Annotated in this window: 26 protein-coding genes; 17 read left to right on the top strand and 9 right to left on the bottom strand. The window is 69.9% G+C overall.

Going from position 1 to position 26,391, the window contains the following annotated elements:
• Window positions 1-46: 46 nt before the first annotated feature.
• The 4 genes from ACAV_RS01935 to ACAV_RS01920 all read right to left on the bottom strand — a co-directional run bounded on the left by ACAV_RS01935 (window position 47) and on the right by ACAV_RS01920 (window position 2,701).
• On the bottom strand, window positions 47-688 hold the full coding sequence (locus ACAV_RS01935) for an alpha/beta hydrolase (RefSeq protein WP_013592907.1): 642 nt from the start codon (window positions 686-688) through the stop codon (window positions 47-49).
• Between the two features lie 88 nt (window positions 689-776).
• Window positions 777-1,127 (bottom strand): (2Fe-2S) ferredoxin domain-containing protein, encoded by a 351-nt coding sequence (locus ACAV_RS01930; RefSeq protein WP_013592906.1) that lies wholly within the window; start codon window positions 1,125-1,127, stop codon window positions 777-779.
• A 9-nt stretch (window positions 1,128-1,136) separates the two neighbouring features.
• Window positions 1,137-2,255 carry a VanZ family protein gene (locus ACAV_RS01925; protein ID WP_013592905.1) on the bottom strand — a complete coding sequence of 373 codons (1,119 nt, stop codon included), beginning with the start codon at window positions 2,253-2,255 and terminating at the stop codon, window positions 1,137-1,139.
• A 17-nt stretch (window positions 2,256-2,272) separates the two neighbouring features.
• Entirely contained in the window at window positions 2,273-2,701 is a 429-nt protein-coding gene (locus ACAV_RS01920; RefSeq protein ID WP_013592904.1) for a CopD family protein, read from the bottom strand.
• Window positions 2,702-2,773: 72 nt separating this feature from the next.
• Here ACAV_RS01920 and hemB point away from each other — a divergent pair, with 72 nt between their 5' ends.
• The 7 genes from hemB to ACAV_RS01885 all read left to right on the top strand — a co-directional run bounded on the left by hemB (window position 2,774) and on the right by ACAV_RS01885 (window position 10,946).
• On the top strand, window positions 2,774-3,781 hold the full coding sequence (hemB, locus tag ACAV_RS01915; RefSeq protein ID WP_013592903.1) for a porphobilinogen synthase: 1,008 nt from the start codon (window positions 2,774-2,776) through the stop codon (window positions 3,779-3,781).
• A gap of 24 nt (window positions 3,782-3,805) precedes the next feature.
• The gene (locus ACAV_RS01910; protein ID WP_013592902.1) at window positions 3,806-5,011 is read left to right on the top strand and encodes a magnesium transporter CorA family protein; all 1,206 of its coding nucleotides are present in this window, start codon (window positions 3,806-3,808) and stop codon (window positions 5,009-5,011) included.
• Window positions 5,012-5,024: 13 nt separating this feature from the next.
• Window positions 5,025-5,771 carry a glutamine amidotransferase gene (locus ACAV_RS01905; protein WP_013592901.1) on the top strand — a complete coding sequence of 249 codons (747 nt, stop codon included), beginning with the start codon at window positions 5,025-5,027 and terminating at the stop codon, window positions 5,769-5,771.
• A gap of 130 nt (window positions 5,772-5,901) precedes the next feature.
• The gene (locus ACAV_RS01900) at window positions 5,902-6,399 is read left to right on the top strand and encodes a MarR family winged helix-turn-helix transcriptional regulator (protein WP_013592900.1); all 498 of its coding nucleotides are present in this window, start codon (window positions 5,902-5,904) and stop codon (window positions 6,397-6,399) included.
• 36 nt (window positions 6,400-6,435) lie between these two features.
• Window positions 6,436-8,007, top strand: a complete 1,572-nt coding sequence (locus tag ACAV_RS01895; protein WP_013592899.1) for an efflux transporter outer membrane subunit — start codon at window positions 6,436-6,438, stop codon at window positions 8,005-8,007.
• A gap of 75 nt (window positions 8,008-8,082) precedes the next feature.
• A complete protein-coding gene (locus ACAV_RS01890) occupies window positions 8,083-9,345 on the top strand; it encodes an HlyD family secretion protein (RefSeq protein ID WP_049791214.1) in 1,263 nt (420 codons plus the stop codon).
• 32 nt (window positions 9,346-9,377) lie between these two features.
• Window positions 9,378-10,946, top strand: a complete 1,569-nt coding sequence (locus ACAV_RS01885; RefSeq protein ID WP_013592897.1) for a DHA2 family efflux MFS transporter permease subunit — start codon at window positions 9,378-9,380, stop codon at window positions 10,944-10,946.
• Window positions 10,947-11,304: 358 nt separating this feature from the next.
• Here ACAV_RS01885 and ACAV_RS01880 read toward each other — a convergent pair whose 3' ends face one another.
• Window positions 11,305-11,994: a dienelactone hydrolase family protein gene (locus ACAV_RS01880; RefSeq protein ID WP_013592896.1), complete on the bottom strand. Its 690-nt coding sequence runs from the start codon at window positions 11,992-11,994 to the stop codon at window positions 11,305-11,307.
• 136 nt (window positions 11,995-12,130) lie between these two features.
• Between ACAV_RS01880 and ACAV_RS01875 the strand changes: the two genes are divergently transcribed.
• From ACAV_RS01875 to ACAV_RS01850, 6 genes are all read left to right on the top strand, one after another.
• Entirely contained in the window at window positions 12,131-12,880 is a 750-nt protein-coding gene (locus ACAV_RS01875; RefSeq protein ID WP_013592895.1) for an SDR family oxidoreductase, read from the top strand.
• 18 nt (window positions 12,881-12,898) lie between these two features.
• Window positions 12,899-13,534, top strand: a complete 636-nt coding sequence (locus ACAV_RS01870; RefSeq protein WP_013592894.1) for a MarC family protein — start codon at window positions 12,899-12,901, stop codon at window positions 13,532-13,534.
• 2 nt (window positions 13,535-13,536) lie between these two features.
• A complete protein-coding gene (locus ACAV_RS01865; protein WP_013592893.1) occupies window positions 13,537-14,220 on the top strand; it encodes a response regulator in 684 nt (227 codons plus the stop codon).
• Window positions 14,221-14,276: 56 nt separating this feature from the next.
• Window positions 14,277-15,746, top strand: a complete 1,470-nt coding sequence (gene creC / locus ACAV_RS01860; protein ID WP_013592892.1) for a two-component system sensor histidine kinase CreC — start codon at window positions 14,277-14,279, stop codon at window positions 15,744-15,746.
• Window positions 15,747-15,903: 157 nt separating this feature from the next.
• A complete protein-coding gene (creD, locus tag ACAV_RS01855; RefSeq protein ID WP_013592891.1) occupies window positions 15,904-17,313 on the top strand; it encodes a cell envelope integrity protein CreD in 1,410 nt (469 codons plus the stop codon).
• On the top strand, window positions 17,310-17,627 hold the full coding sequence (locus tag ACAV_RS01850; protein ID WP_013592890.1) for a hypothetical protein: 318 nt from the start codon (window positions 17,310-17,312) through the stop codon (window positions 17,625-17,627). Before creD ends, ACAV_RS01850 begins: the two co-directional genes overlap by 4 nt.
• A 42-nt stretch (window positions 17,628-17,669) precedes the next feature.
• Here the strand turns inward: ACAV_RS01850 and ACAV_RS01845 are convergent, their stop codons facing one another.
• The 4 genes from ACAV_RS01845 to ACAV_RS01830 all read right to left on the bottom strand — a co-directional run bounded on the left by ACAV_RS01845 (window position 17,670) and on the right by ACAV_RS01830 (window position 20,115).
• Window positions 17,670-18,182 (bottom strand): hemerythrin domain-containing protein, encoded by a 513-nt coding sequence (locus tag ACAV_RS01845; RefSeq protein WP_013592889.1) that lies wholly within the window; start codon window positions 18,180-18,182, stop codon window positions 17,670-17,672.
• Between the two features lie 204 nt (window positions 18,183-18,386).
• Window positions 18,387-18,965: a hypothetical protein gene (locus tag ACAV_RS01840; protein WP_013592888.1), complete on the bottom strand. Its 579-nt coding sequence runs from the start codon at window positions 18,963-18,965 to the stop codon at window positions 18,387-18,389.
• A 70-nt stretch (window positions 18,966-19,035) separates the two neighbouring features.
• Entirely contained in the window at window positions 19,036-19,254 is a 219-nt protein-coding gene (locus ACAV_RS01835) for a CsbD family protein (RefSeq protein WP_013592887.1), read from the bottom strand.
• A gap of 234 nt (window positions 19,255-19,488) precedes the next feature.
• Window positions 19,489-20,115 (bottom strand): phosphoadenosine phosphosulfate reductase domain-containing protein, encoded by a 627-nt coding sequence (locus tag ACAV_RS01830; RefSeq protein WP_013592886.1) that lies wholly within the window; start codon window positions 20,113-20,115, stop codon window positions 19,489-19,491.
• 191 nt (window positions 20,116-20,306) lie between these two features.
• Here ACAV_RS01830 and ACAV_RS01825 point away from each other — a divergent pair, with 191 nt between their 5' ends.
• The 4 genes from ACAV_RS01825 (at window position 20,307) to ACAV_RS01810 (ending at window position 26,201) form a co-directional block, all read left to right on the top strand.
• Entirely contained in the window at window positions 20,307-20,903 is a 597-nt protein-coding gene (locus ACAV_RS01825) for an RNA polymerase sigma factor (RefSeq protein WP_013592885.1), read from the top strand.
• Window positions 20,893-21,876 (top strand): FecR family protein, encoded by a 984-nt coding sequence (locus tag ACAV_RS01820; RefSeq protein ID WP_013592884.1) that lies wholly within the window; start codon window positions 20,893-20,895, stop codon window positions 21,874-21,876. Before ACAV_RS01825 ends, ACAV_RS01820 begins: the two co-directional genes overlap by 11 nt.
• Before the next feature lie 149 nt (window positions 21,877-22,025).
• Complete coding sequence (locus ACAV_RS01815; RefSeq protein ID WP_013592883.1) at window positions 22,026-24,431, top strand: TonB-dependent siderophore receptor; 2,406 nt, start codon at window positions 22,026-22,028, stop codon at window positions 24,429-24,431.
• A 141-nt stretch (window positions 24,432-24,572) separates the two neighbouring features.
• Window positions 24,573-26,201 (top strand): CehA/McbA family metallohydrolase domain-containing protein, encoded by a 1,629-nt coding sequence (locus tag ACAV_RS01810; RefSeq protein WP_013592882.1) that lies wholly within the window; start codon window positions 24,573-24,575, stop codon window positions 26,199-26,201.
• Window positions 26,202-26,391 lie beyond the last annotated feature (190 nt).

Raw genomic sequence — 26,391 nt, 5'->3', positions numbered from 1 at the left:
GGAAAAGCGGAAGGGTGGGTGGGGGCAGGCAGCCGGTGGCCCGCCCTCAGGCCTGGGAAGTCAGGTGCCGCATGACCAGGCTCTTGAGCAGCGGCAATTGTCCGTGAAAGAAATGCCCGCCGCCGGGCACGACTGTCACAGGGAGTGTCTGCGGGCGCGCCCAGTCCATCACGGAGGCCAGGGGCACGGTGTCGTCCTGCTCGCCATGGACGACCAGCGTGCGGCCATGGGCTTCGGCCGGCACGGGTGCCACGGTGAAGCGGCTGGCGGCCGTCCCCACGAGCACGGCGCGCTCGATGTCACGCGCGCCCCAGAGCCGCTCCAGGGCGTGGCTGGTCACGAAGGCGCCGAAGGAGAACCCCGCCAGCGCGATCGCACCGGCGGGCGCGGCCTGGTCGATGACCGCGAGCAAGTCGTCCAGCTCTCCGCGTCCTTCGTCGTGGGAGCCGGCGCTGCCGCCGACGCCCCGGAAATTGAAGCGCACGGCCGTCCACCCACAGGCGACGAAGGCCCGGGCGAGCGTCTGCACGACCTTGTTGTCCATGGTGCCGCCGAAGAGCGGATGGGGATGGGCGATCACGGCCACGCCGCGCGGGGCGCCGCCCCCGGCCGCGGCGGCAGGGTCGCGCAGCGCCTCGATGGCGCCGGCCGTGCCGGAGAAAGTCAGGCGTTCAGTCTGGGCGTTCACTTGTCTGCAGTATGAAATGGCCCCGTGCCGCCCCGAAAAAAGGCGGCCCGCGGCCCGGAATGCGGGAAGGCCGGGGTCTGAGCCCGGATCAGCGTCCGAGTTCCGGCGGGGTGAGCAGGCGCTCGACCACCTGGCCGTTCTTGAGGTGGGATTCGACAATCTCGTCGATATCACTGGTGTCCACGTAGGTGTACCAGGTGCCCTCGGGATAGACGACCGCGACGGGCCCGCCCGCGCAGCGGTCCAGGCAGCCCGCCTTGTTCACGCGCACCTGGCCGGGACCGGCGAGCTTTTCGGCCTTGACGCGCGCCTTGCAGTGGTCGAACGCCTCCTTCGCGCCGTGGTGGGCACAGCTGTCCTCACCGTTGATGCGGTCGTTGAGGCAGAAGAAAATGTGGCGGGCGTAGTAGCCGCGGGACGGGGAAGTGTCTTCGGTCATGCCCGGATTCTAGGAGGCGGGGGCCGCGCGCGCCTCTGGCGCCGGGCGGCTGGCGACCTGCAGCACCACGTACACCAGCGTCGCGTAGGGCCAGAGCCAGCCGAGCCACTGGCCCAGGCCATAGAAGCGGATGAAGCGCCCTTGCTCCCAGGCCAGGAGGGTTTCTGCGAAGTAGGCGCTGGTCGGCGCCTGGTTGAGCAGGTTCAGGTGCCAGACCAGCACGAGCAGCAGCAGCACCCCGGCGGCGCGGCGCGGCAGGGTCACGAGCAGCAGCGCCGCCACGAGGCCCGCGACGATGCCCACGCGCGTGGGCAGGCCCAGCCACTCCCAGGCGTGGGCCGGGCCGTAGCTGAGCGCGGCGGACAGCGCGGTCACCGCCACCCCGGCGGCGACCATGCCGCAGGCATAGGCCACCCGGCGCCCGACGTTCCGGATCACGCAGTAGCCCAGCAGGCAGGGAACGAGCAGCCCGAGCAGCACCGCGAGCAGTTCCGCCCCGGGCATCAGGGGCTCCAGCGGGGTGTCGCGCACCGGCAGCCATTCGAGGAAGGGGGTGTCGGCCAGCGTTTCGGCCAGCGCGGCTTCCAGGCGCTCCCACATCTGGCCGAGCCCGAACGGCACGGCCGCGGGGAACAGCAGAGCGGCAGGCCAGAGCGCGATCAGCACCAGGGCACCGCTCGCATCCTGCACGAACCAGCGCGCGCGAAACCGGCTCCAGCGGGCGATGGCCCCCAGCCGCTCCAGCAAGGCGGCCACGAGCGCCCCCAGCAGGGTGCCGGCCGTGTTGAGCAGCAGGTCCATGTTGGACGGCACCCGCCGCGGCAGGTAGATCTGCAGCAATTCCATGAGCATGGAAAGCATGCCGCCGGACAGCACGGCCACCACCACGGCCGCCCGGGGCCAGCCCGTGCGCAGCAGCGCCAGTGCCAGCAGGAAGCCCAGCGGCGCGTAGCCCGCGACATTGATGTTGACGTCGAACCAGGTCCAGTACGGCGGCGGAACCCGGGCCGTGAGGAATACCAGCGGGGAGATGCCCTGCTCGCGCCAGCCCTCGAAGGGAAACAGGCTCGCGAAGACGATGAGCGCGATGTAGGTCAGCGCGAGCGGCCAGGCGGAGGTCTTGTGCACGGCGGCGCGCGCCCGGTTCAGAACGGCTTGACGACCACCAGCACCACCGCCGCGACCAGCAGGAGCACCGGCACCTCGTTGAACCAGCGGTACCAGCGGTGCCCGTGGCTGTTGCGCCCCGCGGCGAACTTGCGCAGCAACACGCCGCAGGCATGGTGGTAGCCCACGGCCAGCACCACCACGGTGAGCTTGGCGTGCATCCAGCCGTTGCCCGGTCCGCGGCCGATGCCATACCCCAGGTAGAGCCACAGGCCCAGGGCCAGCGCGGGCACGGCCAGCATGGTGGTGAAGCGCAGCAGTTTGCGCGCCATGAGCAGCAGGCGCTCGCGCTCGGCGGAGGAGTCCGGCGGCACCATGGCGAGGTTCACGAAGATGCGGGGCAGGTAGAACAGGCCCGCGAACCAGCTGGCCACGAAGACGATATGGAAGGCTTTGACCCAGAGCATGGGCCGCAGTGTACGTGCCGCCGGGCGCCCATCCGGTGGCACGCCCTCCCGAAACGGGAGCACAATTTCGGGATGCATCTCTCCAGCCCCCCGCCCTTTCCCCAGCACCGCCCGCGCCGGCTGCGGCGCGACGCGTTCACCCGCAACCTGGTGCGCGAGCACCGGCTGTCCACGCACGACTTCATCTACCCGGTGTTCGTGCACGAAGGCACCAATCACCGCCAGGCCATTGCGTCGATGCCCGGCGTGGACCGTCTGAGCCTGGACCTGCTGTTGCCCGTGGCGGAAGACTGCGTTCGCCTGGGCATCCCGGTGCTGGCACTGTTTCCGTCCATCGAGCCGTCGCTGAAAACGCCGGATGGCAAGGAAGCACTCAACCCTGAGGGGCTGATCCCCCGGGTAGTGCGGGCCCTCAAGAAGGAGTTTCCCGATCTCGGCGTGCTCACCGACGTGGCGCTCGACCCCTATACCAGCCATGGACAGGACGGCGTGCTGGACGAGACCGGCTACATCATGAACGACGAGACGGTGGAAATCCTCGTCGGCCAGGTGCTCACGCATGCCGAGGCGGGAGTGGACATCGTGGCGCCCAGCGACATGATGGACGGCCGCATCGGCGCCATCCGCGAGGCGCTGGAGGCCCAGGGCCACATCCACACCCGCATCATGGCCTACAGCGCGAAATACGCGAGCGCCTTCTACGGCCCGTTCCGCGACGCCGTGGGCACGCGCGGGGCGCTCGGCAAGGCCGACAAGAACGTCTATCAGATGGACCCGGGCAACACCGACGAGGCGCTGCGCGAGGTGGCCCTGGACATCGCCGAGGGCGCGGACATGGTCATGGTCAAGCCCGGCATGCCCTACCTGGACGTCGTGCGCCGGGTGAAGGACGAGTTCCGCGTGCCGACCTTCGCCTACCAGGTGAGCGGCGAATACGCCATGCTGAAGGCCGCCGCGGCCAACGGCTGGCTCGACCACGATGCCGTGATGATGGAATCCCTGCTCGCCTTCAAGCGCGCCGGGGCGGACGGCATCCTGACGTATTTCGCCCGCGACGCCGCGCGCCTGCTTTCCCGGTAGGAGCACCATGGCACCCCATTCCGGATGCCGGGGGCACGCCCCGTGACGCTGGACGCCTCCGGCGCGATCCGCGTATTCCACATCGGCCCGCAGGGAGCGAAAGAGCTGGATGCCATCCCGCAGCGCGTGCCCGCCCAGGGCTTCGTGTGGATCGCCTGCACGCGCGCCGTCTTCGGCGAGCGGCTGCCGGCGCTGCAGGCGGCGCTGCAGTCCCTGGCGGGCCTGCAACTCGTCGATCTGCACGTGTCCGACCTGCTGAATGCCCAGTTGCCGTCGCACTACGATTACACGTCCCAGTACGACGTCATGGTGTTCCGGCGGCTGAGCGCCACCCAGTGCGACACGACGGAAGTGCCCAGCCTGACGGGGCTCGCGCCACCCCGGCGTGCCGGGCCTCCCGTGCTGCGCCGCATCGACACCAGCCCCGTGGGGTTCGCGGTCTTCGACCAGGTGCTGCTGTCGGTGCACCCGGGCGATTGCACCGTGCGCGACGCCTTCGCCGCCCGCCTGCTCACGGCGACACAGCCCGCGCCCGCCGCGGAGGACGGCGCGACCTCGGAGACGCAGGCCCGGGACATGCGCACCGGCCCCGCCCCGGGATCGCGCCTGCCGACCAGCCCGGCGGACCTGATGCTGCGCGTGGTGAACCTGATCGTGGACAACTACCTGGACCTGCGCCGCGAGCTTTCTCGCCAGTTGGACCACTGGCAGGCCGAACTGCTCAAGCCGCGCGGGCGATTCGCCAACTGGAGCGCGCTGCTGGATGCTCGGCTGACCCTGCATCAGCTCGACGAGATCTGCGAGGACCAGCGGGCCGCCGTGCAGGACTGGGTGGACACGCTCGAGACCTGGGCCCTGCCCGAGAACATCGCCGCACTGCGCGAACTGGAACTGCTCAAGGTGCGCAGCCGCGACGTGCTGGAGCACATCGAACGGGTGGTGCACCACGTGCGCCGGCTGGAGCAGAGCACCGAAACGGCGGTGCAGATGCATTTCAGCGTCCAGAGCAACCGCACGAACGACATCATGCGCACGCTCACCGCCCTCACCGCCGTGTTCCTGCCGCTCAACCTGATCGCCGGCATCTTCGGCATGAACTTCGAGTTCATTCCGCTGGTCCACAAGCAGGACGGCTTCTGGTGGGCCATGGCCACGATGACGGTGATCGCCATCGCCCTGGTGGCGCTGTTCTGGCGCAAGCGCTATCTCGCCCGCACCGGCCAGCATTGACCGTACCGCCCGCATGCCCTCGCCGACACCACGACCCATCCTGATCGCCAGGACCGGCGGCACCTTCCCGGCGCTGCGGGAGCGTTTGGGCGACTTCGAGGACTGGGTCCAGGCCGGGCTGGCCTGCACCGCAGCGCCCGTGCTCACCGTCGATGCGGAGCAGGGCGAAAGCATGCCCGACCCCGATGCCGTCTCCGGCGTGGTGGTGACCGGGTCACATGCGATGGTCACGGACCAGGCGCCCTGGAGCGAAACGCTGGGCGGCTGGCTGGCCCGCGCCGTGGCGGCGCAGACGCCCGTGCTGGGCATCTGCTATGGGCACCAATTGCTCGCGCACGCGCTGGGTGGCGAGGTGGCGGACCATCCCGGTGGGTGGGAAATCGGCACCGTGGAGGTCCACACGGCGCCCGACGCCGCGGGCGGCGACGCGCTTTTCGCCGGGCTGCCCGGCGCTTTCGGCGCCCAGGTGGTGCACCGGCAATCGGTGAGGCGGCTGCCAGCCGGCGCGGTGCGGCTCGCGGGCAATGCCTTCGAACCGCACCAGGCCTTCCGGGTCGGCCAGTGCGCGTGGGGGGTGCAATTCCATCCCGAATTCGTGCCGGACGCGATGCGCGGCTACATCGATGCGCTGTCGGCCGATGTGCGGCAGGCCGGCCGCGATCCGGAAGCCTTGCGCGGCCATGTCCGCGCGACACCCGAAGCCTGCGGGCTGCTGGAGCGGTTCGCCCGTTTCTGCCTGAGCAGTCGCCAGGCAGGCTGATCTTTACCGATTCCCTCCCGCAGCCGGCGAGAGGAAAAGTCTTCCCCGCTACCCGGACACACACAGGCCGATCAGACCGCATCGCAATCAAAGACTTGACATTATTTGACCAGTCAATTAATGTCGCGACATGCATTCAACCCGCGACGCCAAGCCCCACGTCAACCCCGAGCTGATCGAGCAGAGCATCGGCTACCAGATGCGCCGCATCGTCAACCTGATGGGCAGCGAGGTGGATCGCCGCGTGGAGCCCCTGGGGCTGACCGACGCGCAATGGCGGCCCCTGCTGCGCATCTTCCTGGCCTCAGGCCAGGAAAGCACGGTCGCAGCCCTGGCGCGCGTCTGCCAGCTGGATGCCGGCGGCATGACGCGGCTGCTGGACCGGCTGGAAGCCAAGGGCCTGTGCCGCCGCGAGCGCTCGCAGGAAGACCGCCGCGTGGTCAACCTCGCACTGACCGAAGAAGGCCACGCCGCCGCAGCCCAGTTGCCCGAAATGCTGCAGGACCTCCAGCGCACGGCCCTGCACGGCTTCAGCGATGCGGAAGCCGCCGCGCTGCGCCGCTACCTGGCCCGCATCTACGAGAACCTGGCCACGCGGCTCACGCCGCCGCCGGACGCCACCCAGTAAGCCGTCCCGCCCCTTTTCCCGAGAGCACGACACAACATGAAAAACCTCCTGGCTCCCTCCACCCCCGCGGCGACGATGCCGCACGTGCAACCGGCCGGAGACGCCGCAGGGCCTCGCTGGCAGGCGGTGGCGCTGTACGTCGGCACCCTGGCCTTCGCGCTGCTGGGGCTGACGGCCTGCGCGGACATGTCCGGCATCGCCCCCCAGGCCCGGATGCGCGACGCAGCCTCGCTGGGCCTTGCTGCACAGGCCCAGGGCACGGCGGATGCCGCACGGGCCTTCGCCGATCCGGCCGTGGCATCCGACTGGTGGCGCGGCTTCGGCGATGCGCAGCTGGATGCACTCATCGACCAGGCCCTGTCCCGGAGCCCCAACCTGAAGCTCGCCGAAGCGCGCATCGCCCGGGCACAGGCCTTCACGGAAGCCACGCGCGCTGCAGACCGCCCACAGGTCAATGGCAGCCTGGACGCCAACCGGCAGCGCTACAGCGCCAATTCCATCTATCCGCCTCCGCTGGGCGGCAGCACGGAAAACAGCGCCACGGGCCGCCTCACGGGCAGCTGGGAGCTGGACTTCTTCGGCAAGAACCGCGCGGCCATCGACGCCGCGGTGGGCAGCGCCAATGCAGCCATCGCCGACGCGCAGGCCGCGCGGGTGCTGTTGGCGTCCAACGTGGTGCGGCAGTACGTGGAACTCGCACGGGTGCAGGACCAGCTCGGCGTGGCACAGCGCACCCTGGAGCAACGCACCCAGACCCTGTCGCTGGTGCGCGACCGCGTGGCGGCCGGCCTGGACACGCGGCTGGAAGAGCGCCAGAGCGAAGGCAGCCTGCCCGAGGCGCGCCAGCAGATCGAGGCGCTGCGCGAGCAGGCGGCCATGGCGCGCAATGCGCTGGACGCACTGGTGGGGCAACCCGGAGCGGCGCAGGCCCTGGTGCCGCCGCCGCTGACGTCCCTGCATGCCATCGCCCTGCCCGCCGCGCTGCCCGCGGACCTGCTGGGCCGGCGTGCGGACATCGCCGCCGCGCGCTGGCGCGTGGAAGCCGCAACGCAGGACGTGGCCGTGGCGAAGGCGCAGTTCTATCCCAACGTGAGCCTCACGGCCTTCGTGGGCCTGGCCTCGCTGGGGCTGGACAACTTCGTCAAGGGCGGCAGCCGGGAATGGGGCGTGGGCCCGGCCATCCGGCTGCCGATCTTCGAGGCGGGCCGGCTGCGCGCCAACCTGCGCGGCAAGGCCGCCGACGTGGATGCCGCCGTCGAGAGCTACAACGCCACCCTGCTGGATGCGCTGCATGAAGCGGCCGACCAGATCGCCTCGGCACGCTCCATCGACCAGCAGGCGGCCGAGCAGCGCGAAGCGCAGGCCTCCGCCGAGAGCGCCTACGCCATCGCCCAGCAGCGCTACCGGGCCGGCCTGGGCAACTACCTGAACGTGCTCACCGCCGAGACCAGCGTGCTGCAGCAGCGCCGCCAGGCCGTGGATCTTGCGGCCCGCCGCCTGGACAACCAGGCCCGCCTGGCGCGCGCACTGGGGGGTGGCTATGCCGCGCAGGCCCCCATCCTGGCAGCGGGCACGCAGGCACCCGGCGCATCCGGCTCCGCGCACTGACCTTTCCGCTCCCTTTATCCGCCTCCTTTTTCCCTTGCCGCGCGGACGATGGCCGTCCCGCGGGGAGACATCACCATGAACGCACCCCAGAACGCTTCCGCCCCCTCCAACGCCCCGGCAAACGCACAGGACGCCAAGGCCCGCCGCCGCAAGACCCTCGTGGCCCTCGCCGCCGTGGTCGTCGTGGCCGGCGCGGGGTGGGGCCTGTACGACTGGCTCGTCCTGAGCCACTACGAGAGCACCGACAACGCCTACGTACAGGGCAACGTCATCCAGATCACGCCGCAGACGGGCGGCACGGTCATGTCCATCATGGCCGACGACACCGACTTCGTGAAGGCCGGCGCACCGCTGGTGCAGCTGGACCCGGCCGATGCCCGCGTGGCGCTGGCGCAGGCCGAGGCGGGCCTGGCCCAGGCCGTGCGGCAGGCGCGCACCGTGTACGTGAACAACGGCTCGCTGAACGCGCAGATCACGCTGCGCCAGGCCGAGGTCACCAAGGCAAGGTCGGACGTGGCACGCGCCCAGGAAGACCTGAAGCGCCGGCAGTCCCTCTCGGGCAACGGCGCCGTCTCCAAGGAGGAGCTGCAGCACGCGCAAAACCAGGTGGACGCGGCCCGTTCGGCCCTGGCCGCCGCGCAGGCCGGCGTCGAAGCCGCACGTGAACAGCTGACCAGCAACCAGTCGCTCACCCAGGGCGTGCCGGTGCAGGAAAACCCCAACGTGCTCGCCGCTGCAGCGAAGGTGCGCGAAGCCTATCTTGCCGAGCGCCGCACGGCCCTGCCCGCTCCGGTGGACGGCTATGTCGCCAAGCGCACGGTGCAGCTCGGCCAGCGCGTGGCGCCCGGCGCTCCGCTCATGACCATCGTGCCGCTCAGCCACGTCTGGGTGGACGCGAACTTCAAGGAAAACCAGCTGCGCAACCTGCGCCTGGGCCAGTCCGCCACGCTCACGGCGGACCTCTACGGCAGCAAGGTGGAATACACGGGCAAGGTCGTCGGGCTGGGCGTGGGCACGGGCGCGGCGTTCGCACTGCTGCCCGCGCAGAACGCCACCGGCAACTGGATCAAGGTGGTGCAGCGCGTGCCCGTGCGCATCGCCCTGGACGCCGAGCAGCTCAAGGACCATCCGCTGCGCGTGGGCCTGTCCATGGACGTTACGGTCAACACCCAGGACCGCGCAGGCGCACTGCTGGCGGATGCGCCGCGTGCCGAGGCAGTGGCGCAGACGGCCGTGTATGCCGGCCTCGACAAGGGTGCCGACGAAGAAGTGGCCCGCATCATCGCAGCCAATGCAGGACCGGCCGCCCGCGCCACCGGCCGGACGCAGGCCCACTGACCGCGGCGGCGCCCTCCCCTTTCGGAGCCTCCATGTCCTCTCCTTCCCACACTCCGCCCCTGGCGCCGCCGCCGCTCGAAGGCAGCGCGCGCATGTGGGGCACGCTGGCCCTCTCGGCGGCCACGTTCATGAACGTGCTGGACACGTCGATCGCCAACGTGTCGCTGCCCGCCATCGCGGGCGACCTGGGCGTGAGCCCCACGCAGGGAACCTGGGTCATCACCAGCTTCGCGGTGGCCAACGCCATCGCGGTGCCGCTCACCGGCTGGCTGTCGCAGCGCTTCGGGCAGGTGCGCCTGTTCGTGGCCAGCGTGACGCTCTTCGTCATCGCATCGCTGCTGTGCGGGCTGGCGCCCAACATGGCCACGCTCATCGCCTTCCGCGCGCTGCAGGGCTTCGTGGCCGGGCCGATGATCCCGCTGTCGCAGTCGCTGCTGCTCTCCAGCTACCCCAAGGCGCTGGCCGGGCTGGCCATGGCGATGTGGTCGATGACCACGCTCATCGCGCCGGTCATGGGGCCGCTGCTGGGCGGCTGGATCACGGACAACATGACCTGGCCGTGGATCTTCTACATCAACGTGCCGGTGGGCATCGTGGCGGTGCTCGTGACCTGGGGCATCTTCCACAAGCGCGAGTCCGAGCGGCGCGCGCTGCCGATCGACTCCGTCGGCCTGGCCCTGCTCGTCATCTGGGTGGCGGCGATGCAGGTGATGCTGGACATCGGCAAGGAGCATGACTGGTTCGCCTCGCCCTGGGTGGTGGCCTGCTGTGTGGTGGCCGTGGTGGGCTTCATCACCTTCATGGTCTGGGAGCGCGGCGAGGAGCATCCGGTGGTGGACCTGTCGCTCTTCAAGATCCGCAACTTCTGGGCCGGCGCGCTGGCTACCTCGGTGGGCTACGGCCTGTTCTTCGGCAACGTGGTGCTGCTGCCGCTCTGGCTGCAGCAGTACATGGGCTACACGGCCACGCAGGCGGGCATGGTGATGGCACCCGTGGGCCTGCTGGCGCTGGTGCTGTCGCCGGTGGTGGGCAAGAACATCGCCAAGGTGGACCCGCGCCGCTTCGCGACCTTCGCCTTCCTGGTGTTCGCGCTGGTGCTGTGGATGCGCTCGCGGTTCAACACGCAGGCGGACCTGGCGACCATCATGGTGCCCACCATCATCCAGGGCATCGCCATGGCGTTCTTCTTCATCCCGCTGGTGACGCTCACGCTGTCGGAGATCGCTCCGGCGCGCATCCCTTCGGCCTCGGGGCTGTCGAACTTCATGCGGATCACGGCCGGCGCGATCGGCACCTCGGTCTCGACCACGCTGTGGGAGCGGCGCGCCACGCTGCACCATGCGCAGCTCACCGAAGGACTGCAGCAGGGCGGCGTGGCCGTCACGCAGACACTGCAGGGGTTGCAGGCAGGCGGTCTGACGGCAGAGCAGGCGCTCGCGCAGGTCGAGCGGCTGGTGAACCAGCAGGCCTTCATGCTGGCGGCCAACGACATCTTCTATGCGTCGGCCGTGCTGTTCCTGCTGCTGATCCCGCTGGTCTGGCTGGCCCACCCGGTGCGCGCCAGTGCGGGCAGCGCCGATGCGGCGGCCGGGGCGCACTGACTGGGAAACACCCCCCTGAGCGGCTGCGCTGCTCGGTGCTGCCTCCAGAGGCGGCTGCCCTTCGTGCACGTCCAAGCCTGCGCAGGCAGGCTTGGAACCGCAGAACTCAGCCCCCGCTCTCGCCATGCTGCGCATGGCGGGCAGGGCGGAGTGAGGACCGCGGCTCCATGCCCGCCTGCGCGGGCATGGACGGGACGAACGCCCCTCGGCTCTGGCGAGGTGCTGGACGCCTGTGGCCTGGCAAAGCCAGTTCCACGGCGCCTGCTGGCTTGGCCTGCTCCGCGGCCTTCGGATGGGTAACGCTTCGTCGGTTTCAAAGGCCGGAGGGCGGGCCTCTAGAGCTTTTTCCGGCGGCAGCTCAGCCCAGGTGCTTCGCGAAGAACGCCAGCGTGCGTTCGCGCGCCAGGTCTGCCGAGGGCGCGTCGTAGGAGCCGCGCTGGTCGCAGTTGAAGCCGTGGTCGGCCTCGTAGATGTAGGCTTCCACCTCCGGATGCGCCTTGCGGAAGGCCTCCACGCCTTCCAGCGGGATGTAGTGGTCGCGCTTGCCGAAGTGTGCGATCACCGGGCAGCGCGGGGTGCGGGCCACTTCCTGGTCGCCCGTGATGCCGCCACCGTAATAGACGGCCGCGGCCGACAGGCCACGGAGTGCGCACGCTGCCCGCCAGGACAGCAGGCCGCCCCAGCAGTAGCCCACGATACCGACCTTGCCGCCGCTCTGCTGCGCCGCGTGGTCGATGGCGGCCTGGATGTCGGGCAGCACGCCCGCGCCGGGCAGCGCCTCCACCTGCTGCTTCAGGCCGAAACCTTCCTTCATGTCATCGTCGGTGTAGCCCAGCTCCACGCCGGGCTTCACGCGCGCGAAGGTGGCAGGCGCCACCGCGAGGTAGCCCGCGGCCGCATAGCGGTCGGCCACGGAGCGGATGTGCGAATTGACGCCGAAGATCTCCTGCAGGACCACCACGGCGCCGCGCGCACGGCCTTCGGGCTGCGCCACCCAGGCCGGCACCTTGAAACCATCGGCCGAGGCCAGATCCACGAAACTGCCCATGTTTGTCACTCCTTCGATATTGGACGGGTTGAACGCCCCCCGGGGGAGGGGCGGCGGAATCGATCGCAGCGGCATGCCCGCGCCGGGCACGGCAGTGCTGTAATCGCGCCACGGCATTCTTGCAGGAGACGCACCCATGGACAAAAAAGTGGTTTTGGTGACGGGAGGCAGCCGGGGCATCGGCGCCGCCACCGCCCGGCTGGCCGCGCGGCGCGGCTGGGCCGTGGCGGTGAACTATGCGCGCGACGCCGCCGCGGCCGGGCGCGTGGTCGATGCCATCCGGGCGGAAGGCGGCGAAGCCGTGGCCATCCAGGCGGACGTGGCCGACGAATCGCAGGTCGTGGCGCTGTTCGAGGCGGTGGACAGGCAGTGGGGCCGGCTGTCGGCCCTGGTGAACAATGCCGGCGTGGTGGACGTGCCTGCACGCGTGTCCGAGATGAGCGGCGAGCGGCTGCGGCGCATGTTCGACATCAATGTCCTGGGCAGCTTTTACTGCGCGCGCGAGGCCGTGCGGCGCATGGGCCTGCAGCGCGGCGGCCAGGGCGGCAGCATCGTCAATGTTTCCAGCGCCGCCGCCCGGCTGGGTGCCGCCCACCAGTACGTGGACTATGCGGCAGCCAAGGGCGCCATCGACGTGCTCACGGTGGGCCTCGCGCGCGAAGTGGCGGCGGAAGGCATCCGCGTGAACGCGGTGCGGCCCGGGCTGATCGATACCGAGATCCACGCGAGCGGCGGATTGCCCGACCGCGTGCGCGACCTCGCCCATCAGGTGCCCATGGGCCGGGGAGGCACGCCGGAAGAGGTGGCCGAATCCATCGTCTGGCTGCTGTCGGACGCCGCGAGCTACACCACCATGAGCCTGCTGGACGTCTCCGGCGGCCGCTGAACCGGACACCGACATCCCATGGACCTCAAGCCCCTCATCACCCTGCTGGCCATCGTGAACCCGCTGGCCATCGTGCCCTTCTTCATTCACTACACCGACGGGTTCTCGCCGCGGCAGCGGCAGCGCACCATCCAGGTGGCGGCCTTCAGCGCGTTCTGCGTCATCGCGGCCTGCGCGCTGCTGGGCCTGCAGATCCTGGAGTTCTTCAACATCTCGCTGCAGAGCTTCCAGGTGGGCGGCGGCATGCTGCTGCTCATCAGCGCGATGAACATGCTCAATGCCCAGCCCGCGGAAGCGAAACCGCACACGCACGAGCTGGAGGAAGGCGCCGAGAAGGCCGCCCAGGGCGACAGCATCGCCGTGGTGCCGCTCACGATCCCGCTGCTCACCGGGCCGGCGAGCATGTCCACGGTAGTGATCTACGCCGACCGGGCACAGACCTTCTGGCAGCACCTGGCACTGGTGGGCTACGGCGTGGTCATCGCCCTGGCCACGGCGGTGTGCTTCGCGCTCGCCGACCCGATCGCGCGCGTGCTGGGCAAGACGGGCATCAACGTGATGACGCGGCTCATGGGCCTGATTCTGGCGGCTCTGGCGGTCGAGGTGATGGCCGACGGGCTGGGCAAGCTCTTCCCCGTGCTGGTGGCGCGCTGACCATGGCGGCCCGCCTGCTGCTCGTGGAGGACGACCCGGCCATCGCGCGCACCGTGGCCTACGCCCTGGAACGCGACGGCCTGGCCGTGAGCCACAGCCTGCTGCTGGGCGATGCCCGCGGCCTGCTGCGCGCCCACCGCTTCGACCTGCTGGTGCTGGACGTGGGCCTGCCGGACGGCAGCGGCCTCGATCTGCTGCGCGAACTGCGGCAACAGGGCAGCGTCCTGCCCGTGCTCATGCTCAGCGCCCACGGGGAGGAGATCGACCGCGTGCTGGGACTGGAGCTCGGCGCCGACGACTACCTGCCCAAGCCCTTCAGCCCGCGCGAACTGGCCGCGCGGGCCAGGGCCCTGCTGCGCCGCGCCGCCGTGCCCGCGGCGGCATCGCCCCCCGCGGCGGCCGGCCCCTTCCATGACGACGCCGCCGGCCAGCGCATGCACCTGCACGGGCGCCCGCTGGCGCTCACGCGCCGGGAATACCGCCTGCTGTCCCAGCTGCTCGCGGGTGCGGGCCGCATCCACACGCGCGATGCCCTGCTGGCAGGTGCCTGGGGCGGCGACAGCGAGAGCACCGACCGCACCGTGGACACGCACATCAAGACCCTGCGCGCCAAGCTGCGCGAGGCCGACCCGTCGCGCGAGTACATCCACACCCACCGGGGCATGGGCTATTCACTAGAGGTATGAAGCTCCCCGTGATGCGCGTCGCGCCACCCCCCTTCCGCTGGCAAGGAAATTGACCCATGCGCCTCGGATTGCGGCTGCTTTTCGCGTTCTTCCTCATCAACGGCATCGCGGCGTTCTTCGTGCTGCGGGTGTTCACGGCCGAGATCAAGCCCAGCGTGAGGGAGGTGATGGAGGACATGATGGTGGATACCGCCAACCTGCTGGCGGAGCTGGCGAGCGACGATCTCGCGAGCGGGCGCCTGGCGGCGGGCGCGCAGGGCGCATCCGGCGCGCCGGAGAGCGATTTCGCGCGCCACGTGCGGCGCTACGCGAGCCGGCCGGTCGATGCCTCCATCTGGGGGCTGTCCAAGCAGACGCTGGATTTCCGCATCTACGTGACGGATGCCCGCGGGCGCGTGGTCTTCGATACCGAGCGGCGCGCCGTGGGCGACGACTATTCGCAGTGGCGCGACGTGGCCCGCACGCTGCGCGGTGAGTACGGCGCCCGCGCCACGCGCGACGTGCAGACCGACGACACCAGCGGCGTGATGTATGTGGCCGCGCCGATCTGGATCGATGGCGCCCCTGGCAGCGAACGGCGGATCGGCGGCGTGCTCACCGTCGCCAAGCCGACGCGCACGGTGCAGCGATTCATCGACCGCGCCGAACGCAAGGTGCTGCAGGGCGGATTGCTGCTGCTCGCGCTCTCCGCGGCCGTGGGTGTGGCCGTCACGGTGTGGACCGTGTGGCATGTGCGCCGCCTGCGCGACTATGCCCTCAGCGTGCAGGCACCGGGCGACGGGGGCGGGCCACCGCCCGCCGTGCCGCGGGTGCCCGGTGAACTCGGCGATCTCGCGCGCGCCATGGACCACATGCGCGAACGCCTCGCAGGCCGCGACTACATCGAAGGCTACGTTCGTGCCCTGACCCACGAACTCAAGAGCCCCGTGGCCGCCATCCGCGGCGCGGGAGAGCTGCTGCAGGACGATCTGCCCGGGGATGACCGCCGGCAGTTCGCGGCCCAGGTGGTGGACCAGAGCGAGCGCCTGCAGCGCCTCATCGACCGGCTGCTGGAGCTGAGCAAGCTGGAGCAGCGCCAGCACGCCGAGGCCGGCGCCGCACCGGTGCCACTGCGCGATTGCGCCGAGGCGGCCCTGCACCAGTGCGAGGCGCGGGCCTCCCAACGCAGGGTGCGCCTGCAGCTGGAAGGGGACGGAGGAAGCGGCCCATGGGAGGCAGAACTCATCACCCTGGCCCTGGGCAACCTCATCGACAACGCCATCGACTTCTCGCCCGAAGGCGGCACCGTGCGCGTGGTGCTGGACGGCGCCACGGCCTCCGTGCAGGACGAAGGACCGGGCGTGCCGGGCTATGCCCTGCCCCGGCTGGGCGAGCGCTTCTTCACCACCGCGCGACCCGACGGCACGCGCAGCGGCTCGGGCCTGGGGCTGGCGATCGTGAAACGGGTCATGGCGCTGCACGGGGGGCGGCTCGACATGGCCAGCACCGCCCGCGGGCTGCGGGCGACACTGGTACTGCCCGGCTGACGATCATCCCCGGGGGGCACAGGCCTGCGGCTCGCACCGAGCCAGGTCGGGCGGGCGGCGGGGCACGCCACTTCACGCTCGCCTCACACACCTCATTTCCCGCTCACACCCGGAGCCGAGACTGCCCCTCCATCACCACTCGCCGGAGGAGCACCTCTTGAAACACCCCTTTCTCACTAAAGCCGTGGCGCTCGTCGCGGTCACCCTGCTGCTGCTCTTCGGGCTCGGCATGATCGAAGACATCGTGCGCGACCGGCAGCACTACCGCAGCGAAGCCACCCGCAGCGTGGCCCAGAGCCTGGCCGGTCCGCAGACGCTGCTGGGGCCGATGCTTCACAGCGCCTGCGTGGAAACCTGGGATACCGTGACCGGCAAGGGGGAGGAGCGCCGCACGACCGAGCAGCGGCGCGAATTCCTGCTCACGGCCATGCCCGAATCGCTGCAGGTGCGGTCGGGCGCCGCGATGCAACAGCTCTCGCGCGGCCTGCACCAGGTCAACGCCTATACCCTCCAGGCCCATGTCACCGCGCGCTGGGCCACGCTCGCGGACCTGCGGCCGCACGCCACCGTGGAGGGATCGCGCATGCAGTGCGGTGCCCCCATCCTCATGCTGGCCGTGGGCGATGCACGCGGCATACGCGCCGCACGGGTGGAGGTGGACGGGCAACCGCTGGCGCTCAAGCCCGGCACCTTCCACCCCACCTATACGCGCGGCCTGCACACGCCGCTGCCGGAAGCGCTCCGCGGGCGCGGCGAGCCCCTGGTCGCCTCCGTGGATCTCGAGCTGGTGGGTACCGAGCAGCTTTCGGTGGTACCCCTGGGCGGCACGACCGACGTGCAGCTGCAGAGCAGCTGGCCCCATCCGTCGTTCGGTGGCCGCTTCCTGCCGTCGGAGCGCGCGCTCGGCGACGATGGATTCACGGCACGCTGGCACCTCTCCGCGCTGGCCACCACCGCTCAGCAGGATATTGCCGCCAACCGGCGGCTGTGCGACCTGACAGGCGATCCTGCGCCCTACCAGCCACCGGGAACGGCCGAGGCGGGCTGCGCCGATGTGTTCGGCGTCTCCTTCATCGAGCCCGTCAATCCGTATTCACTCTCCGACCGCGCCACGAAATACGGCGTGCTGTTCATCGCGCTCACCTTCGTGGCCGTGGGCCTGTTCGAGTTGCTGCAGCGGCTGCGGGTGCATCCGGTGCAGTACCTGCTGGCAGGCAGCGCCCTGTGCAGCTTCTTCCTGCTGCTGGTGAGCCTGTCCGAGCATCTACCCTTCGGCACGGCCTACGCGGCGGCGGCCGGCGCCTGCGTATTGCTGCTGACCTACTATGCCTGCCACATGCTGCGCAGCGTGCGGCGCGGCCTGCCGTTCGGCGCGGGCATCGCCCTGCTCTACGGCCTGCTCTATCTGCTGCTGCAGCTGGAGCAGACGGCGCTGGTGGTGGGGTCTCTGGCGCTGTTCGCGGTACTGGCGTTCGTGATGGTGGCCACGCGCAAGATGGACTGGTATGCGCTGTCTGCCGCGGGCCGGGGCGCGTCTTCAGCAGGCCGGGCGGAGATCACGCCATGACCCAGGCCAGACCGTATTCCGGCTCGCCCAGCAGCACGGACTGGTCCGGCTTCCTGTCGGCGCAGGGCACTGCGCAGGCATCGGCAGTTCCGGCGCTGCTGCGTCCGGCGGAGGCCGCCCGGCTCGCGCGCTACCGGGACCAGTTGCTGGCGGCCTGGGATGCGAGGGACCGGGACGCGCTGCATATCGCCAAGCAGGCCGTGCTGCGAACCGCGTGTGCCTCCCGGGGAGCGACTCCCGCCTTCATGCGAGCGATAAGGCAACTCGCCTGGCGCATGGCCGCCCTGCGGCTGGCAAGGTCGCGCACGGAGTGACCGGCCAGGACAGCAGGCTTTCCGTGGGAACACGCCGGGGCGTCAAGCCGCGATCGCGGCGGCCGGGGCTTCGGCCTCGACCAGTTCGCTGGAGCAGGCCCCTCCGCAGCCCTGGATGGGAGTCTCGGGCAGAGCATCCGGCGCATGTACCTGGCCGCTGACGGGGTCGTAGCCCACGCGGCGCAGGTGCAAGGCCAGCGCGGCATCCATGGTCTGGGTGTGCTGGGGGAACCATACCGCCAGCTCTCCAGCCATGTGGCGCAGCACGGCAGGCTCGCCTGCCTCGGCGCGTGCCGTGCCCTCGCCCATCACCTGCAGCACCACTTTGTGCTGCAGGCTGTGGCAGTTGCCCGAGGCGAAGCGGGTGGCGGCCATCCAGGCGTCTTCGCGTGCGAAGTGCCCGGTGGTGTGGGCCACGAGCGCACGCCACGCGGGCAGCAGCGCCTCGTCGTCCGCCTGTTCGACGGCGGCCAGCAACGCGACGAATTCCTCGTGCGTTTCATCCATCAGGGGCAGGTCCAGCGCGAGACCCTCCGACCATTGCAGTGCGGCCATGCATCTCTCCAATCCTTGGCTTGCGGTGAGCGATGCAGCTTAGGCGCAGCCCCGGCCGGGAGATTTGATGCAGGTCAGCCTTCGGGCCGCCGGGCAGGCATGGCCTCCCCCGGCATGGACACAAAAAAAGGCCGAAGCCCCCGTCAGGAGACCTCGGCCCACAGAGGGCCATGGCGTGGCGTGCCATGGCTCCCACCAGTACGCTTACTGGTTGTACATGCGCTTGGCGTCGGCAACGCACTTGTCCTTGGCGTCGCCGCTCATGGTGTCGCAACGCTCCTTGGCGGCCTTGTAGTCGGCTTCACGCTTTTCATGGGCGGCGTCCTTCTTGGCCTCAGCCACCTGTGCGCCCTTCTCGGCAGCGGTGTCGGCGGGCTTGGTCTCGGCACGGGCCACCTTGGCGTCCTCCTTGGCCTTCACGTGGGCGGCCTTGGCATCCTTCTGGCAGACGTTCTTGGCATCGCCCTTCAGGTCGTCGCACTTTTCCTTGGCCACGTCGTAGGCGGCGTCGGCACGGGCTTCGGCGACCTTGTAGGTGTTCTTGTCGCTGGGCTTGTACTGGGCTTCCAGCTCGGCCTTGGCGATCTTCTCATTGCCCTTGGCTTCCTTCTGGCAGACATCCTTGGCGTTGCCGGTCAGGCCGTCGCACTTGGCCTTGGCGGCCTTGTAGTCGGCGGAGATGCGGTCATTGGCTGCCTTGTGTTCTTCCTTGGTCATGGCCATGCCGGAAGTGGCGAGCAGACCGGCGACGGCCAGGGCGAGCAGATTGCGTGCGTGCTTCATTGTTTTCTCCTCAAGTCAGTGAAGGGGATGGTTTCAGAAAATGCGGTGAGAGAGCAGGAGTCCGAACGGATCACTTGTCGAAACGGAAATCGGGGTGGCGGTCCTGCCAGGCCTTGAGCTCCTTCTCGGCGGCATCGCGGGCGAGACCCTGGCGCTCCTGCAGCTTGCCCAGGAACTGGTCGCGCTTGCCGGCGACCACGTCGAGATCGTCATCGGTCAGCTTGCCCCACTGCTCCTTGATCTTTCCGGTGAATTGCTTCCAGTTGCCCTTGATGGTGTCTTCGTTCATGGACGTGTCCTCTCTTCTGGGTGTCTCGCTCCGCCATCCACTCCGGTACGGGGTGGAACCCTTGCGGGATGCGATGGAGGCACTGTAAAAGTCGGCCCGGCACGGTCGCGTAGGCACGGGGGGTGAGGCCGCGTCAGCCCAGGACTACTGGCAGCGTGAGCACCCAGCCATAAAAAAAGGGCATGCAAGCACGCCCTTGGGGATGGAGAGGGGCGCCTGGAGCGGCGCGCCCGGTCAATGGGCCAGGTGCAGGCCGCACTCGCGGTTGTCTTCGCCCTTGGTCGGATCCACGTAATCGAAATTGTTGGGCAGGCCGTGCGCCTGGCAGTATTCGTACAGGTCCTTGGAACTCCAGTGGAGCAGCGGAGCGACCTTGACGAGGCCGTCGGGGTTGAGGCTCACCGGATCCATCTGCGCCCGCACGGCCGTGTCGGTGGCGCGCAGGGCCGTGAACCAGACCTTGGGGGCGGTCTCGCGCAGGGCCCGCGCGAAGGGCTCGAGCTTGACCTCCTGCGTGAACGCGGCGTGGCGGGGGTCATCCAGTGCGGGCGTGGGACCGTCCACCGCTTCGCGGTGGGCTCGCGAGCGCAGCGGCAGGTAGATGCGCAGGTTGAGCCGGAGTTGGCGCGTCACCTCGTCGGCAAACCGGTAGGTGGCTTCGGTGTTGTAGCCGTTGTCCATCCACACGACCGGGATGTCCGGCCTGGCACGCGTGCACATGTGCAGGATCACGGCCTCGAACGGGCGGAAGTTGGTGGTGACGATGGCGGGCTGGCCCAGGCCGATGGCCCAGTCCACGAGGCCCTGCGCGTTGTGGCCGAGTTCGGCGTTGATCCTGTCGAGGTCGATGGTGCTGCTCATGGGAATGCGTGGCTCCGTTGCCGCGCCGGCTGGACAAAAAAGCGCCGGCGGCAGGGCTGGCATTGTGCCGCGCGTGCGGGCCGCCGTCCCGGCGGCGGGTCACGGCCACGCTGGTGGCAGGGATGCTGGGCGTGGAATCCTGGTTATCAATGTTAATAATTCGTATTAACTTTTCTATAATCACGGCCGCCATGACATCCATCGCTGCCGATTCCCGCGCTATCCCCGGTGCCGCCCCCCTGCTGGCGGCACTCGTGCAGCACTATGAGGAACTGGTCGGTGCGCTGCGGCAGCGCTTCGGCGAAGACTGCTTTCCCCGCGAAATCCTGAACGAGGTCTGCGTGCGGCTGCTGGAGCGGCCCGTGCCGCAGCATGTGGAGAATCCGGTGGCGTTCCTGCGCGCGGTGTCGCGCGACCTGGCGATCGACCGGCACCGCGCCCGCGCGCGCCGGCCCGAGACGGTCCTGGAGCCGGAGCTGCTGGAGACACACGCGTCGCCCGCCGCGCCCGCGCGGCTGTCGCCGCCCGAGCTGGCCTGCGCGGCCCAGCAGTGCCGGCGTGCCCTGCTGTCGGCCATCGCGGACCTGCCCGAGGCCTGCCGCGATGTGTTCGTGATGGCCAAGCTGTACGGGCTGCCCCAGGACGAGGTAGCGCAACGCCTGGGCATCTCGCGCAGCATGGTGGCACGGCACCTGGCTCGGGCATTGCGCGGCGTGCAGCCGGTCCTGCAGGCCACCTGCGCCGGCAGTACGCCGGACGGGGACCCACGCCACCGCCATGGACATTGATCCGGCCCGCACGGCGCCCCCGCCCGCGCGCCGCTCCGCACGCTCGCCCCACCTTCCCTTCGACGAGGCGCTGGCCCCCTTCGCCGACGCGCTGCGCCAGCACCTGCCCACGCCCGAGGAGATCGAACGCGCTGCGGCCGCCCGCAAACGGCGCCGCGCGGCCCGGGCGACGGCGGGCACGGCGGCGGTGGCCCTGCTGGCCGCCGGGCTCTGGTGGGCCGACCCGGCATGGCACCGCGACACCCTGGTCACCGCCCAGGGAGAGCGCCGCAACGTGCGCCTGCCGGACGGCAGCGAGGTACGGCTGCACAGCCAGTCCCGCGTGGAGGTGGCGATGCACCTGCGCTCGCGCAGGCTGGCCCTCTCCACGGGCGAGGCGTCGTTCGATGTGGCGCATGCGCCATGGCACCGCTGGCTGCCGTGGCTGCAGCGGCCCTTCGCCGTGCAGGCCGGCGCGGTACGCGTGCTCGACATCGGCACCGTGTTCCAGATCCGCCGCCGCGGTGCGCCGTTCACCCCCGGTGGACCGGGGCGCACGGATATCGCCGTGCTGCAGGGCCTTGTCAGCGTGCATCCGCTGCATGGGACAGCTCCCGCGGTACGGCTGGCGGCCGGGGACCTGCTGCGCGTGCCGGACGATGCAGCGGCCACAGGCGCCTCGGCAGTGCTGCCGGCCCCGGAGCGCCCGGGCCCTGCGGCGATGGCCGCAGCCACGGCCTGGCGCGAGGGACGGCTGCTGCTGGAGGCGACGCCGCTGGCCGACGCCGTGGCGGAGATGCAGCGCCAGCATGCCGCGCCCATCGTGATCGCGGACGAGCAGGCCGCGGGCCGGCGGATTTCCGGCGTGTTCGACCTGGACCGCATCGACCAGCTCATCGACCTGCTGCCGCGGCTCGCGCCCGTGGCGGTACACCGGCAGCCCGACGGCAGCGTGGTGATCCGGTCCCGCGCGGGAGCGCACTCCGCTTCCTGACGGCCAGCCCTCGGGACAGCAGCCCACGAGCGCCTGGCAATTTTTTGTGGGGAGAGGTGTACAAACCCGCGCGCCCGTTCGGCTTGCAGGCAAGCCGGAGCCCTTTTCCGGCCATTCCTTCACTGTCTTCCGCCAGGAGTTTCCGTTCCATGCCGACCCCGTTCCGCGCTCCGCGCCCCCTGCACATCCTGCGCCAGCCCCGATCCTTCGCCCTCCGGGGCGCGGCCCTGGCCGCGGCGCTGTGCATCGCCGCAGCCGCCCATGCCCAGCCCCTGACCATCGACCTGCCCGCGCAGCCGCTGGCGCAATCGCTATCCGCACTTGCCCGCCAGAGCGGCGCGCAGATCGTGTTCGCCACCGAGCTGGCGCAGGGGCTGCGTGCGCCCGCGCTGCGTGGCACGCTGGAGGTGCGCGAGGCGCTGGACCGCCTCGTGGCCGGTTCGGGTCTCGTCGTGCGCGCGCAGGATGGGCGCACCTTCACCATCGAACGCCCTCAGGAAGCACCGGGCCAGGCCGCCGGTGGCGCGCCCGCGCTGGGCGAGGTGCGCGTGCAGGCCGCGCGTGGCGAGGACACGGCCTACTACGCGCCTTCGTCCGCCAGCGGCACCAAGACCGAGGCGGCCCTGCGCGACGTGCCGCAGACCATCGACGTGGTGCCCCAGCAGGTGATCCGCGACCAGGGCGCCACCTCGATCCAGGACACGCTGCGCAATGTGGCGGGCGTAGGCCTGTCCACGGGCGACGGGCAGCGCGACCAGGTGAGCATCCGCGGATTCACCAGCATCGGCGATCAGTTCGTGGACGGCTTCCGCGATGATGCGCTCTACTTCCGCGACCTCTCCAACATCGAACGCGTGGAAGTGGTGAAGGGGCCGGCCGCCGTGCTCTATGGCCGCGGCTCCTCGGGCGGCCTGGTGAACCGCGTCACGAAGAAGCCGGGCACGAATGTGTCCGATGCGGCCGTGAGCGTGGGTAGCTGGGCGGACAAGCGTGCCGAGTTCGATGTGGGCCGCGCGCCCGCGGGCAGCGACTGGTCCTGGCGGGTGACGGGTGCGGCCGAGGACGCCAACAGCTACCGCAGCCAGCAGTTCCTGGAGCGCCAGGCGATCGCCCCGTCGGTGCTGTGGAAGCCCGATGGCGCCTCCTCGCTGATGCTGCAGGCGGATTACCTGCGGGACAAACGCGTGACCGACTTCGGCATTCCGGCATACCGGGGCCGCCCGGTGGCCGTGGACCCCGGCACCTACTACGGCTCGGCCAATGCACGCGATGCGGACACGTCGGAATCCAAGGTGGGCTCCTTCACGGCCACCTTCGAGCACCGCTTCTCCGACACCCTGCGCGTGCGCAATGCCCTGCGCTACTACCACTACGAGCTGGACCGCCAGAACACGCTGCCCTCCGGCGGCGTGAACGAGGCCGCCGGTACCGTGGCGCTCACGCGCTCGGGCATCGACCGTTTCGAGCATGGCGTGTTCAACCAGACCGAGCTGATCCAGAAACTGCGCACCGGCAGCGTGGAGCACGAGGTGCTGTACGGCGTGGAACTGGGCCAGCAGAACAAGGACGCGCTCACGCTGTCGGGCGGCACGCTCGGCACCGTGAACCTGTGGAACCCGGTGCTGCCCGTGGCGCCCCTCAATGGCGGCGGTGCCCTGACGGGCAGCACGCTGAACCGCTACCTGACGCGTGCCGCCTACGTGCAGGACCAGGTCACGTTCACGCCGGAGTGGAAGCTGCTGGCAGGCCTGCGCTACGACCGGTTCGGCCAGGAGACCGACAACCGCCTGCCGGGCCAGGCGGACTTCGAGCGCACGGACACCACCTGGAGCCCACGCCTGGGCCTGGTCTGGCAGCCCGATGCCGTGCAGTCGTACTACGCGTCGGTGAGCCGTTCATACCAGCCGTCGGCCGAGATGTTCGCGCTGTCGGCATCGAATGCGTCCGTGAAGCCCGAGCGCACTACCAACTACGAAGTGGGCACGAAGTGGGAGCTGCTGGGCGGCCGCGCCACCGCCACGGCCTCGCTCTTCCAGCTGGAGCGCACCGACATCAAGACCGCCGACCCGGCGCAGCCCACGGTGCTGATCCCCATCGGCACGCAGCGCACGCGCGGGCTGGAGCTGTCGCTCTCGGGAGAACTGCGCCCCGGCACGCAGGCGACCTTCAGCTACGCGTTCCTGGATACGCGCGTCACGCGCTCCACGGCCACGGACGCGGGCCAGCTGGTGGAGGGCAAGCGCGCCACCCTCACCCCGCGCAATGCCTTCTCGGCCTGGATCACCCAGCAGCTCGGCGAGGCCTGGAGCGTGGGCGGCGGCGTGAACTACGTGGGCGACCGGTTCGCCAACCCGGGCAACACGGTGACGCTGCCGTCGTACGTGGTGGTGGACGCCATGGCGCAGTACCGCATCGGCCGCGCGACCACGCTGCAGCTGAACCTGCGTAACCTGTTCGACCGCAACTACATCGTGTCGGCCCATGGATCGAACGCGAACCTGAACCTGCCGGGAGCGCCGCGCAATGCGACGCTGACGCTGCGGCACAGTTTCTGAGGCAAAGGACGCGGAAGGCGGGGGCGGGCGAGACATACGTCACCAGATGGTCATGAAACCTGGTTACAAATCGCCGGCCTCCGGGCGCCGTCGCGCGCCATGGGGGCACGCCCCTATAGCGCCCTACAACATCCGCGTCCCATGCACACTTCCACGCTCCGCGCACGCCGGCCCGTGCGCCATTCCCTGGCGGCCTCCTCCTTGCTGCTTCTTCTCCTGAGCGCCTGCGGCGGCTCCGGCGGCTCGTCCGACGCCTTCGAGAAGGGCCGCTGGACCACCGGCGACCTGCACACGCACACGGTGCAATCCGACGACTCGCGTACCACGCAGACCCTGGACTTCCTGCTCGGCAAGGCCTTCACGAGCTACGGCCTGGACTGGATGGCCGTGACCAACCACCTGCGCTCGTCCAAGTACGACAACGCGGCCAACCTGCTGCCCGCGCCCAGGGCCTTCGCCTACGGCATGGAAAGCTACGAGATGCCGCGCATCCAGGCGCTGCAGGACGCCGGCAACTACAAGGGCAAGCTGATCTATTCGGCCTTCGAGTGGGACATGCCCACTCACGACCACATCGGCGTCGGCATCTTCGAAGGAGCCAGCGGCAACTGGAAGACCTCCGCCAGCGCGGCCAAGGAATTCCAATACCTCTTCACCACCGGCGCCGAGTCGCTGTTCGACCCGGCCGACGTGGCCCGCTGGAAGGCCCGGTACCCGCAGCGCTACAACCAGACCGGCGACGACGCGATCAAGGCCATCGCGTGGCTGAAGGAAAAGTATCCCGACAACAGCTACGCGCTGATCAACCACCCCTCGCGCAACCCCAACAAGTACACCATCGCCGACTTCCGCCAGATGAACGACCTGGCGCCCAGGATCGTGTTCGCCATCGAAGGCATGGTGGGCAACCAGCTCGAACCCGACCGCGGCGGCTACACCTCGGCCTACATCGACGCCAACAAACCCAACCGCACCTACGGCGGCACCGACTACATCGTGGCGCAGCTGGGCGGCGTGTGGGACGCGCTGCTGGGCGAAGGCCGCCGCATCTGGAACATCGCCGACTCCGACTCGCACTTCGAGATCGACTCCAACAACAACAGCAGCGGCTACTACCCCGGCGAATACGCCAAGACCTACGTCTGGCAGAGCGCCAAGGCGGAAGGCCACATCGACGGGCTGATCGACAGCCTGCGCGCGGGCCGCAGCTTCGGCGTGTTCGGCGACCTGATCAACGCCCTGGACTTCAACGTGTCCGGCGCGGCCGGCCGGGCCACCATGGGCCAGGAGATCCAGGCTGCCGCCGGTGAACGCGTGACGGTGCGCATCCGCTTCAAGAGCCCGCCGGTCAACAACTACCAGCGCCCGGTGGCGAGCGGCAATCCGGGCAACATGACGCCCAGGGTGGACCATGTGGATCTCATCGTGGGCGACGTGGGTGCGAAGGCACAGCCCGGCACCGACGCCTACCGGCAGGCCACCAACCCGAGCACCCGCGTGCTGCGCCGCTTCACCGCCGCGGACTGGACCACCGACGAGGAAGGCTACAACGTGGTGGAGTTCCCGATGACCGTCACGAAGAACCAGTACCTGCGCCTGCGCGGGACCAACCTCGGCGAGAACGTGGCCGGCCTCACGTCCGGGGGTGAGCCGCTGGCGGACCAGCCGGTCACCACGACCGATCCTGCCACCCGCCACGACCAGATCAACGACCGCAACTACGGCAACCTCTGGTTCTATTCGAACCCGGTCTTCGTGTCGCTGCGCTAGTGGCATTGCGGCGCCATCGCGTCGCCTTCCTGCTTCACCAAACCCATTTCCACCGCGCTTGTCCAGCGCGCGGTGGAAATGTTCTGCATTGCAGAACACGCGGTGCAACGGCCATCCGCACACCTCCCGATGCAGGCACATTGGCATCCGTCCAGGGCACGCACCGCCCGGAGGAAGGCCGCGCCGGCCT

This window comes from Paracidovorax avenae ATCC 19860 (genome assembly GCF_000176855.2).
GTDB classification, from domain to species: domain Bacteria; phylum Pseudomonadota; class Gammaproteobacteria; order Burkholderiales; family Burkholderiaceae_C; genus Paracidovorax; species Paracidovorax avenae.
This window is presented reverse-complemented; position numbering and strand designations above follow the sequence as displayed.